Origin of the sequence: Neptuniibacter sp. QD48_55, from assembly GCF_047778115.1 — a bacterium.
Classification (GTDB): Bacteria; Pseudomonadota; Gammaproteobacteria; order Pseudomonadales; family Balneatricaceae; genus Neptuniibacter.
Genome location: NZ_CP180555.1, coordinates 930,904 through 942,259, shown reverse-complemented (window position 1 = coordinate 942,259; position 11,356 = coordinate 930,904). Strand labels below are relative to the sequence as shown.

Here is an 11,356-nt window from a genome sequence, read left to right as displayed (position 1 = left end):
GGAGAACAACAATGTTAGCTTTGCATAGACATAGCGCAATCGAAACCGTTTACGCACGCGTACTGCGTCATAACCTACAGCAATTTACCATCTGTAGTACCCAATCTGACGCAGGCAACACCTCACTGGCCTTAGCTGTAGCGACGCGAGCAGCTAAGGCAGGTAAAAGGGTTTTGTTGATAGAACTAAATACCGGTAAACCCCAGTTAGCCAACTGGTTATCACTCAACAATAATGAGTGGCTACCTTTAACTGGCCACTGGGAACACGCGGCACAAGAAACCGAAGTACCGGGCTTGATGGTTTTAAATTGCCCAGTGCAGTCGAGTCACTGTGTAGAGTTTAGGGATCTAGAAACCCTCAAGCTGTTTTTTAACAGCTGCCTAAATCTGTTTGATATGGTGATTTGTGACTGTGCACCCGTGTTAACCGAAAAATCACAGCTACAACACGATAACCATCTACCTGTAGATATCATCTGCTCGGCCAGCAAGGCTACATTACTGAACATTGTCACTGGACGAACGACTGAATCTCAAGTGGATGAAGCAAGGGAAACGCTGAAAAATAGCGGAGCCATTCTGGCTGGTATCATCATGAATGATCGCTTCGCGCCCTCGCTGCAGCAGGAATTAATCCGAGAAACCTATCGCTTCGAAAAAAGACTACCGAAACTGATGCAGTACCTACGCAAACGTTTTAGCCAGATGACCTTATTAAATCAGGAGCTCTAACTTTCTGTCCGCTCCAACAAGATCAGTGTAAGATCATCATCAGGAGCAGACAGGTTCAAACGCGCTTGCAACAGATGATCAGCCGCTGCCGCTAAAGGTAGATGACGGCTCCGTTCAATAGCTGCTTTGAGCTCTTTTGGCATCTCGACCGCCGCGTCGTTAAAACCATCTGAATAAAGCAAAATCCTACCGTTTATATCTAGAGAAAAGCACGCTTGTTGATAGCCCTCAATCCCCATACCAAGCATTGGCGACTTAGCCTCAATATCTTTAATCTCGGTATCACTAAACAGGATAGGACTCGGATGGCCAGCATTGATGATGGCTACATCCCCATCTGGAGATAAAGTCATTGCTGCAATGGTCGCTAAGGTTTTCTTGAGTACTGGGTCTTCATCAAAGCCAAGGGCTAACTGATTAAACAACGCGGGTAACTCTATACCCAGCGAAGAGTAAGCAGAGCAAAGCCCTCTTAAATAGCCAGCAAGGGCATAAGAAAATCCTTTGGCAGACAAACCATGCCCCATCAGATCGGCAAATAGAAACAGAGATCGATCCTTTTGTGGATAAAACTGAACTAAATCCCCGCCTCCCGCTTCTGGATTGACGGTTCTGAGCTCTATCTCATAGCCTGGGATCTGCTTGGGAAGGCTAGGCCGTAACCCTAGGGTTACTTTCTGATCCACTTCTTGATGTATCTGCGCACTCAGATGCTCGCGCCTGCAGACGACCCGTTGAATCGTACTCAGCAGCTGTTCCCTGCTAACAGGCTTGGAAAGCAAATCATCAATTGGACGTCTTAGGGCTTTGTTGAGCAGCTCAGGTTCTATACAACCGGTCACATAAATAAACGCAGTATCGGCGACATCAGGGATATGGGAGATCTTATCGAATAGAGCTGGGCCGTCTGCTTGTGGCATGTGGATATCACACACCACCAAATCCGGCTTATATTTGAGAACAGATTGAAACGCCTCTGCTACTGATGCTGCGCTCAGCACTTTATATTGCGGTAGTAAATATTGCTCAATGACTAAGCGATAGGCTGGATCATCATCCACGACTAGAACGGTGAGAGCTGATTTAGCCTGAGGCTTTGCCTGCCTTAATACCATGACATTACAAGCATCATCTCGATAACAAGCTGGGACATAGTGCATATCATCAAAATAATGGGCTAACAGCTTTAATCCCATTCCGCTTTCGGCAGCAGTTAAGTCCTCGGGATCGTCCAACCTCTGACTAAACTGACTAAAGCTCGGACCGTTATCACGAAGTTCTAGCCAGTAATCAAATTGATCTCGACTCAAAGTCAGAGCAACCTCAGTTGGCTTCGGATCAGGGTAGCGCGATAGATTAACGATTAATTCTGCGGTCGCTAACAGGAATGCATCTTTGTTTTTGCATTCAAATTGTTCCAATAGGATAGCGACCTCTTCTCGCACCCTACGCGCTTCTTCCAACTGAGGTTTTAAATGCCATTCGCCTAATAATTCTGTCATTTCCCTGCCCAAACCGATATCGGATAAAATTCAATCACTTGGTGCTTGTAACAGCCTACCCTGTAGCATAGGCTAAGGGTAGGTTTTTGGTTGGAGAGGATTTCCTATGCCCGTACCTGAAGTTAATCGTATTCTGCTTGTTGAAGATGATGTTTCCATGGCGGCGGTTTACCGTAGCTACCTCACCGGTTTGCCGTACCAGATTCACCATGAAGAAACAGGCCAGGGAGCCTTAGCAGCTTTACAGAAAGAGAGCTTCGACGGCATTCTCCTCGATCTCAGTTTACCCGATATGAACGGGATAGAGATTCTCGAGAAAGTAAATCAAGAAGAGATAGCCACTGAGGTGATTGTCACTACGGGCGATTGCTCGATGAACACCGCTATTGAGGCGATGAGACTTGGTGCCCGCGATTATCTGGTGAAACCTTTCAGCAAAGACCGCTTAGTCACCACACTCAACAACACCTTCGAAAGCCAAAAACTCAAACGTATTGTCGAAACTTATCGAGAAGAGATCGATCGTCACAACTTCTGTGGCTTTATTGGTTCTTCTCTATCGATGCAGCGGGTTTATCAAGTCATCGATAGTGCGGCAAGCTCGAAAGCCACCATATTTATCACTGGTGAAAGCGGGACCGGCAAGGAAGTCTGCGCTGAAGCGATCCATCAACGAAGTGAACGCCAAAAATCACCTTTTATCGCATTAAACTGCGGCGCTATTCCAAAAGATCTAATCGAGAGCGAGATTTTCGGTCATAAAAAAGGCACCTTTACCGGTGCTGTTAGTGATCGAGACGGTGCCGCCAGTGCCGCAAACGGCGGTACTCTGTTCCTTGACGAAATCTGTGAGATGGAACTCGCTCTACAATCAAAACTCTTACGTTTTTTACAGACCGGCACCCTGCAAAAAGTCGGTAGTGATAAAACCGAAAAGGTCGATGTACGAATTGTCTGCGCGAGTAACAAAGACCCTCTTGCTGAGGTTCAAGCAGGTAATTTCCGTGAAGATTTGTATTATCGATTGCATGTTCTTCCGATTCATCTGCCACCGCTACGAGAGCGAGAGAATGATGTTATCGAAATAGCACAGAGCTTCCTAACTCAGTACGCCGAAGAGGAAGGCAAAGGCTTTAAGCGCTTTGAACCTGAAACCGAGCTTATTTTAAGCAACTACGATTGGCCGGGTAATGTTCGTCAGTTACAAAACGTTGTCCGAAATATCGTGGTACTACACAATGGTGATGAAGTCACACAAGCTATGTTACCTGCTCCTTTGGATAGTTGTATCAAGCCGGTGCAATCAGCGGCAGTACATAGTTTGGCTACTGCGGCACCAGAACCGATGGCGACTGCACCCGCATTTGCGCCTTCAGATATATCAAGCCCAGTTCAAGATCAGCTTTCAGAGCTTATCAGGCCGATGGCAGATATAGAACGAGAAGCGATTGAACGAGCAATTGATCTGTGTGGGGGTAATATTCCAACGGCAGCACACTATCTAAAAATCAGTGCTGCTACCATCTATCGGAAACGGAATAGTTGGAAAGAAAACGCTTAAGCTTTTCTTTCCAACATAAACTGATCTAAACAATCTAAGCTTTGCTGGGCGAGCACCAGAAAATCTAACAATGATGCTCTTACGCACCCACCCTCTCGGCAAACCTTCTCAAGACTTCTGGCTTTCTTAGATAGGGTCATCAAGCCATACAAAGCGGAACTACTGCCAATGGTATGGAGGTTACGTTCGAGAACCGCATCATCAATATCTGGGTTAGAAAGCTCCTCTAACCTTTTATCAACATCCTCTTTAAAGACATTGACCAACTGGGGCAGAACTTCTTCTGATGTATCACGTGCTAACTGATTGACATAGTCAGGTTCTAGAAGCTCTGTGCCATCATCCGCAACAACGGATCCGATACTCTCTTTACTTGAATCAACCTTGTAAGTCGCTAATAAAGGGGAAATGACCTGAACCAGCACTTTTTTATCTAACGGCTTTTCCAGATAACCCGACATGTCATATCGATTTATCTTTTCTCTATCTTCAGGCATAACGTACGCAGTAAAAGCAATGATCGGGGTACAGTCCCAATCGTCTCGCAAGCGAAGTCGTTCAGTTGTCTCATAGCCATCCATATCAGGCATGGATATATCCATTAAGATCAGTTGGAAGCGCCCTGGCTGGTAGGCTGCAATAGCTTCAGCACCGCTGGCTACACAAACAGTTTTAAGCCCTAGGGCCACCAGCATATGCTCAACCACAATTCGATTAGTCGCACTGTCATCGACTACTAAAACAGTGGCATTAAATCTGACATCACCTGTGACTACTGCGCTATTAGCTGGAGCTACTGATTCAACAACGGCTAAAGAGAACCCAAATGTACTACCTTTACTCGGTACACTGCTAAATTGCAGTTCGCCACCCAACAAACTCACCAATTTTTGGCTAATAGAAAGGCCTAAACCTGTACCCTCGTAGGTACGATTTTGCGTATTACTGATGGTGGTGAATTCAGAAAAAATCTGCCCTTGTTCATCCCAAGGGATACCTATACCAGTATCGGCTACTTTAAAGTCCAAACGGAGGTCAGATTGTAAATCTACTTGGAGACTGACCTCACCATAGTCTGTGAATTTGATCGCGTTGCTGAGCAGATTTAGCAGTATCTGGCGTAATCGTTGTTCGTCTATTTCAATCCAATCAGGTACCGACGGATCGATCTGAAAATCGAGCGCAATAGATTTTTCTTCCACCCGCGGCATAAGTAACTGCTCGAGCTGACTGAGCAGCAAACGTAGGTTACATGGCGCTGGAATGATCTCTAATTTATCGGCTTCGATCTTCGAGAAATCGAGAATATCAGAGATGATCGTGAGTAAGCCCTGCCCCGACGCTAAAGCACTTTCGACAAACTTAGCTTGGGATGGATCGAGTTGCGTATCTTGTAACAGTTGCAATAAACCCAGCACGCCATTTAAGGGAGTACGAATCTCATGACTCATCATTGCTAAGAAACGACCTCTGGCACTGTTCGCTAGATTGGCTTCTGCGACAGCTTGCTCAAGGGAAAACTGGGTTTGTTTAAGCTCACTTATATTAAGGTGAGAAACGATGATTGCGCCGTTATCAGCCTGAGTTTCATGGATCTCAATCCATACATTTGGCACAAGCTCATATTGTTCAACGATGGGGAGTGACGCGTGCAGCGCTAGTTGTTGTTCTATCCAGGGTTCAGGGTTGCCTTGCGCTTCGCAAAATAACCCCTTTTCTACACAGCTGCGAAAAAATGACTCGTAGGTGATATTTCCCGAAAGGTCGACACCATATTTACTGTATAAGTCTTTAAATTGGCGATTAAACCTAAGTAATTTATCCCCAGACCCAAACAGCGCAAAACCATCTTGGGCCATCTCTAAAGCACCGATAAGCAGTTCGTTCTCACTCTCGGCACTGACTCGGCGACTAATATCTCTGATCATCCCTAGAAACTTGGACTGACCTTCGATATTAATCTCAGAGACACTTAATTCAATTGGAAAAACTTCGCCGTTTTTACGCAGGCCAACCAAACGCCTCTGATTGCCAACCACCTCTTTTAAACCCACACCTTTGTATTGAGCAAGGTAGTGATCATGCTGACTTCGATAGGGCTCGGGCATTAACAGGGAAACATTTTGTCCGATTAAATCCGTTTTAGAATAACCAAAAATTTTTTCAATAGAGGTATTAGCCGAAACGATCTTGCCTTTTTCATCAATAGTAACAATACCGTCGATCACAGTATCCAAGATGACTTGCAATTGGGTAGCTGAAGCTTGCGGGGATAGATCAGTTGAGGGGGGCGCTATTTGCTTAGACTGAGGCGTAATTCCCGCTTCCGTCTCAACCTGCGATAGGGAAGATTGTATATGCTCTATGAGTTCCTGATTGCTCCACGGCTTTGCTAAGAACTTATGCACTACACCGCTATGAACTGCCTGCAGAACCGTATCAAAATCAGCATTGCCACTCAGAATAATACGCTTAGTTTCAGGCCACTTTGCTTCGATTTTGGTTAATAGCTCGGTCCCTGATAGGCTCGGCATCCGGAAATCTGACAAGATAATTTCTGCATGATTATTTCCCAGCCAATCTAATGCTTCCTGCCCTGAAGAAGCCGTCGCTGCAGAGATTCTAGCCTGTCTCATTAGCCGTTTTAGTGCAGCTAAAATATGGGGTTCATCATCAACCAGTAGTACCTGAACATCCATGCAGCGCCCTCTACCAAGCTATTACTTTTGAGAAACGTACACTTCTAAAGTTTCTTCTAGGTTAAATTCCATTTCTCGAATACGCTCAATAGAGACATCATCCAAAACCTGCCCTGCACTGAGTAGTAAAATTCCCTCGCGACTGATTAGATCACGACTTAGTTTCATACCTTTGCGGACCTGATCACTAAGGACCTTTTTATCATTAAGAACATCACCCGTTTTAGACAACCCTTCAACAACCTCAGCCAAGATGTTTACCACTTGTTGGTTATAACGTTCCGGAGCCGTAGATTGCATGTAAGTAATAGCTTCAGTAGTGCTGTATTGGCGCTCATCATACAAACCGGTAATCATCTCTACGTAATCATTCACAATGCAAAGCACTTGCGCCCGAATAGAGATTTGATCGCCACATAGGCCTTTAGGAAATCCACTACAGTCCAAATATTCTTTGTGTTGCAGAATAATCTGTCCGGCAGGATATAACGGTTTGACTAATAGTAATGCGGCTTGGGCTAACAGGGGGTGTTGCTGAAAGGTGCGTTGTTGCTCAGTATTCATTGCTAGATAGGGATTTTTAATTAAGTCATCAGAGAAACTCAGTTTACCTATCTGCCGCAGCTGCCAAGCATAATAAAGTTGCTTTAACTCTTGCCCTTCTATGCCTGTTTTACTTGCAACAGCAACAAGCAACTGGTTCAGTTTACTGTTTTCTTTTGTAGCCTTTATCCCCAAACGGCGCGCAATTTGGGTGGAGAACATGCGAACGACTGAGCGATAACTCTCTTTAATACGGTCATTCGCCATTTTAAGTTGGCGAGTACGCTCTTGAACCTTTTGGTCCAAGGAGCGATTGAGGGCTTCTAGCTCTTCATTCTTCTCTTTGGTTTCCTGTTGTAGTCTTTCATTTTCCTGCTGCAGACCTGCAAGCTGAAAACCTTTTTCAACCATCTTTAAGACATCACTGTCTTCCCATGGTTTTAGTAAAAAGCGGCTGACTTTACCGCGGTTAATGGCATCGATAGCCGCTTGCGCCTCGGCATAACCAGAAATAACTATTCGTTCTACATCAGGGAATTCTTGCGCAGCTTTCTCAAGAAACTCTTCTCCGCCCATTTCTGGCATACGCATATCACTAACCAAAATATCGACGGAATTTTCTCTCAGTATATCTAGTGCTTCCACAGGAGATACCGTTGTCAGCACTTTACATCTTAGCGGCCGTAACAAGCGTTTAAGCGAATTAAGAACAGCCTGCTCATCATCGACTAGTAGTATCGTGTTATCCGGATAGCTCATTGCTTTTTTTACTCCTGTACTAGGTCGTGTGATTCAGACTTCTTCAGTAAAGAAGGATCCTTGGTTAAGATCGGTAATGACAGGGTAAAACAGGCCCCTTTACCCTCTTCACTGTCCACCAAAATATCACCTTTATGCTCCTCGACAATAATGCCATAGGAGATAGATAAGCCCAGACCTGTGCCTTCACCCACTTTTTTGGTGGTGTAGAAAGGATCAAACAGTTTATCCAACTGATCCTTTGTAATCCCCTGGCCTGAGTCTTTAATCCTGATTTCTATCCGATCTTCATTAATTGTAGAGCTTACAAAAATCGAACCCTTATCGGTAATAGCTTGCCCAGCATTCACCAGTAAATTTAAAAGTACTTGGTTAATTTTACCGGGTAAACAATAAGTTAACGGAATTTCCGCCAAATCAGTGGATACTTCACAGTGGTACTTCAATTGATTGCTCACAACCTTCAGGGTTGCTTCAATACAGTCATTCAGATTACAAAGTTCATACTTTTCAATCTGATCGACATGAGAAAACGCCTTTAAACCCTGAACTATATCTTTGACCCGAGACGAACCTTCTTTGGTATCTTTGAGCAGCTCATCTAGATCTTCATTCATAAATTCAAAATCAAGCTCTTCCTGCAACTCTTTAAGTTGAGCAATAAGACTATCGCGCTTTTCACCCTCGGGGGTCTCTATGATCTCTTGATGTGCAGCGAGTAATTGACGATAGTTATTTACGTAGAGCTCTAAAGTGCCAATATTACTAATAACAAACCCCATGGGGTTGTTTATCTCGTGAGCAACGCCTGCCGCCAGCACGCCAATAGAGGCCATTTTCTCTGACTGTAGCAATTTAGCTTGCGCTTCTTTTATCTCTTTATTGGCCTGTTCCAACTGTTCGTTCTTAGCCACTAACTCCTTAGTACGCGCCTTAACCCTTTCCTCAAGGGAGCGATTGAGTTCTGTCAGTTGTACTTCAAACTCATCTCTACGTGCACTCGCTTCATGCAGATTACTTGCCATCGCATTAAAAGCGAGTGCTACATCCGCAACTTCATCACGCCCCTTAACAGGCACCTTAACTTCGAAATCACCAACCGATATAACCTCAGCAGCTTGTGTCAGCACCTTGAGTTGGCGAGTCAGATAGGTACCCAATATCAGAGAAAACAGAGCCACCAGCCCCATCTCTATCGCCGCAATCAATGCGCTTCGCTGCTCAGCCTCTTCGATGGTTTTATTTAGGCTGTTGATATCTAAGCCTAACTCTACTCGACCGTAAACTTGCCCCCCTTCTGAGATTTCTGCGTAGGTATCAAAAATACCGTCCTCAACGGTCGAAACGGATTGATCTGCGTAAAAGGGTTTCGACAACACATCCGCGCTGCCCTTTTCGGCAAACACTATGTTTTCCGGCCCAAGTACGCGAGCGTAAACTAGGTCTGGATTGACCATTACTTCAGAGACGAAGGCTTCCAAAGAAGCCAAGTCGTAACTGAGAACCGCATCTTTAGACGTAGTCGCAAACAAAGTCGCGGTTGTTTGAGCACGCTTAGTTAAACCTTCATAGTTAGTGGTTCGAAGGTAATCTAAGGTCATGCTAATTAACAGCAGCAGCAATAAGGCTTCAATCGTGGCGATACCTAGTATCGTTTTAAGTCGAAGAGACACTACTGACCCCAGCCGTTACTGCAATAGATGTTCGAGCAACTTAATATCCAAGTCTCTTACATCATCCCAGTCATCATTGGCAGCAACTTCCATCCCTTTGAAATTGATGGATTTTAATAGTGCCTTGCCTGCAGGGTCATCATTCATGCTTAAAAAGGCTTGCTGTATGTTCTGCATTTTTTCAGCATCAACCCGAGGATGAACCGCTATGGCATGAGGGGTGTAACCTGGCGTTGTCCAAAGAACACGTAGATTTTCTTTTACTTTAGGGTCGGTATTGTTGAAAGTTCTCATGACCCCGCCACCTGCTGGAAATAAACCCCGTGATACCGTGAGGTATACAGAATCATGCGAGGAAACATATTTAGGCTCGAAGTTAATGCCATCCTTATTCATCTTTGCACGTGGCAGTACGCTGGCTGCGAATGCAGCTGGAGAAGGGAAAGAGAGCACGCTGGAATCAAGTTCTGACAAGCTCTGGATAGGACTATCTTTTTGTACGACAACAATCCCTTTAATACGTTTATCTTTCTGTTTTAGGATCGCTTGATAACCAGGCTTCTGACTAAACACCGTATAGTGATAGGGATTCATATAAGCGATATCGTACTCACCTGCCAGCACCCTCTTTTCAAAGGTAGGAATATCTTGAGCAGTAGCGAACATAATTTTCACACCTGACTTTTCGCTTAGGTAAGCACTAATCGGCGTCCATAATTTCGCTAACTTCTTAGCTGATTGTTGCGGCACAATCCCTAAAGTTAATGTTTCAGCAAAAGATTTAACCGGCATAAAAGCGATCAAACTCGCCAATACCAACGAATGTAACGTTTTCATTAAGTGCTCTCCTTAACAATAATTTCCGCACAATCCAGAATCTCTTCTGAAATTTCATCCAAAGATAAATTTCCAGCTGCCATCTGCTTTGCAACAAACAGTTGGCAGGTTAGTTTCGATAAAGGCTCCTGATTCAATGGGCAAGACTGATATAAAACTGCATTTACTACGTCAGGTGAAAACCCCCATAGTTTCAGTAAATAAGCACCGATTGCATCTATTTCAGATAGATCGTCCATCTCAACTAATGACCCAATGCCATGAAAAAGGCCTGCCAGATAAATCTGATCTCCAGATTTATCAAGATTTATATTTGAGTGCATCTCTTCCAGTAAAGTCACTACTTTCTGAGCTTGGCCCGCATCAAATTGATTAGGTGCTTGTAGAGTGATACCGAAAAAAAGAACCAAATTTTCAACAAGCCCAACACCCAGACGCATAATTGCTTGATGTACACTATCCGTCTTCGATTGAAAGCCGAAGAAACTAGAATTAGCCACTTGAATAACTTTGGCTGAGATCGCCAGATCGCCTTCAATGATTAACGACAACTGGCTAATTTCAGGTTCATCTGCTTTGACTAAATACTCTTTAAGTCTGCTATAAACTAACGGTAAAGCAGGTAGATGCTGTAATGACCCTATCAACTTACGCTTCAGATCAGAAATAGGGATTTGTTTTAGCGCCTTAGCCCTTTCAAGCACTTCAACCAGCTCTTGTGCTTCAAAAGGTTTAGGTAAAAGTAGGTGAGCAACATCAGCAGAAGCCAACACAGTGTTATCACTGGTATCACCGCTGATTAAAATACGCATCGCCTCAGGTACACTCTCCTTGACTGCCCTTAGCAATTGCTCTCCGTCCATTTCCGGCATGCGTTTATCACTAACAACGATAGAAGGCCTTTGATCTTTGATGACCTGAAGTGCTTGCAGAGGAGATGATTCGAAGACAAAGTTCCATTCTCTGTCATACTCCCTTAAGCTTCGCCTAAACGCCCGTAGGGTGCTCACCTCATCATCAATAAATACAACGCTTCCCTGTTTCATAA

General features: G+C 44.5%; 8 protein-coding genes. 2 read left to right on the top strand and 6 right to left on the bottom strand.

Annotated features, from left to right (window positions below; genetic code table 11):
• Window positions 1-11 precede the first annotated feature (11 nt).
• On the top strand, window positions 12-734 hold the full coding sequence (locus ACMXYW_RS04180; RefSeq protein ID WP_415905330.1) for a hypothetical protein: 723 nt from the start codon (window positions 12-14) through the stop codon (window positions 732-734).
• On the opposite strand, the gene ACMXYW_RS04175 is transcribed toward ACMXYW_RS04180, so the two are convergent.
• Window positions 731-2,236: a SpoIIE family protein phosphatase gene (locus ACMXYW_RS04175; protein ID WP_415905329.1), complete on the bottom strand. Its 1,506-nt coding sequence runs from the start codon at window positions 2,234-2,236 to the stop codon at window positions 731-733. The two genes, ACMXYW_RS04180 and ACMXYW_RS04175, sit on opposite strands and share 4 nt — an antisense overlap.
• Window positions 2,237-2,342: 106 nt before the next feature.
• Between ACMXYW_RS04175 and ACMXYW_RS04170 the strand changes: the two genes are divergently transcribed.
• Window positions 2,343-3,797 carry a sigma-54-dependent transcriptional regulator gene (locus ACMXYW_RS04170; RefSeq protein ID WP_415905328.1) on the top strand — a complete coding sequence of 485 codons (1,455 nt, stop codon included), beginning with the start codon at window positions 2,343-2,345 and terminating at the stop codon, window positions 3,795-3,797.
• On the opposite strand, the gene ACMXYW_RS04165 is transcribed toward ACMXYW_RS04170, so the two are convergent.
• From ACMXYW_RS04165 to ACMXYW_RS04145, 5 genes are read right to left on the bottom strand one after another with little or no spacing between them, the layout of a single operon-like run.
• The gene (locus ACMXYW_RS04165; RefSeq protein WP_415905327.1) at window positions 3,794-6,496 is read right to left on the bottom strand and encodes a response regulator; all 2,703 of its coding nucleotides are present in this window, start codon (window positions 6,494-6,496) and stop codon (window positions 3,794-3,796) included. The two genes, ACMXYW_RS04170 and ACMXYW_RS04165, sit on opposite strands and share 4 nt — an antisense overlap.
• A gap of 21 nt (window positions 6,497-6,517) precedes the next feature.
• Complete coding sequence (locus ACMXYW_RS04160; RefSeq protein ID WP_415905326.1) at window positions 6,518-7,798, bottom strand: HD domain-containing phosphohydrolase; 1,281 nt, start codon at window positions 7,796-7,798, stop codon at window positions 6,518-6,520.
• An 8-nt stretch (window positions 7,799-7,806) separates the two neighbouring features.
• Window positions 7,807-9,471: a sensor histidine kinase gene (locus tag ACMXYW_RS04155; protein ID WP_415905325.1), complete on the bottom strand. Its 1,665-nt coding sequence runs from the start codon at window positions 9,469-9,471 to the stop codon at window positions 7,807-7,809.
• A gap of 15 nt (window positions 9,472-9,486) precedes the next feature.
• Window positions 9,487-10,308: a phosphate/phosphite/phosphonate ABC transporter substrate-binding protein gene (locus ACMXYW_RS04150; protein ID WP_415905324.1), complete on the bottom strand. Its 822-nt coding sequence runs from the start codon at window positions 10,306-10,308 to the stop codon at window positions 9,487-9,489.
• The gene (locus ACMXYW_RS04145; RefSeq protein WP_415905323.1) at window positions 10,308-11,354 is read right to left on the bottom strand and encodes an HDOD domain-containing protein; all 1,047 of its coding nucleotides are present in this window, start codon (window positions 11,352-11,354) and stop codon (window positions 10,308-10,310) included. The genes ACMXYW_RS04150 and ACMXYW_RS04145 overlap by 1 nt, the downstream gene beginning before the upstream one ends.
• Window positions 11,355-11,356 lie beyond the last annotated feature (2 nt).

Coding starts and splice junctions, on each gene's coding strand:
- ACMXYW_RS04180 (WP_415905330.1), top strand. CDS start 12: ATGTTAGCTTTGCATAGACATAGCGCAATCGAAACCGTTTACGCACGC.
- ACMXYW_RS04175 (WP_415905329.1), bottom strand. CDS start 2,236: ATGACAGAATTATTAGGCGAATGGCATTTAAAACCTCAGTTGGAAGAA.
- ACMXYW_RS04170 (WP_415905328.1), top strand. CDS start 2,343: ATGCCCGTACCTGAAGTTAATCGTATTCTGCTTGTTGAAGATGATGTT.
- ACMXYW_RS04165 (WP_415905327.1), bottom strand. CDS start 6,496: ATGGATGTTCAGGTACTACTGGTTGATGATGAACCCCATATTTTAGCT.
- ACMXYW_RS04160 (WP_415905326.1), bottom strand. CDS start 7,798: ATGAGCTATCCGGATAACACGATACTACTAGTCGATGATGAGCAGGCT.
- ACMXYW_RS04150 (WP_415905324.1), bottom strand. CDS start 10,308: ATGAAAACGTTACATTCGTTGGTATTGGCGAGTTTGATCGCTTTTATG.
- ACMXYW_RS04145 (WP_415905323.1), bottom strand. CDS start 11,354: ATGAAACAGGGAAGCGTTGTATTTATTGATGATGAGGTGAGCACCCTA.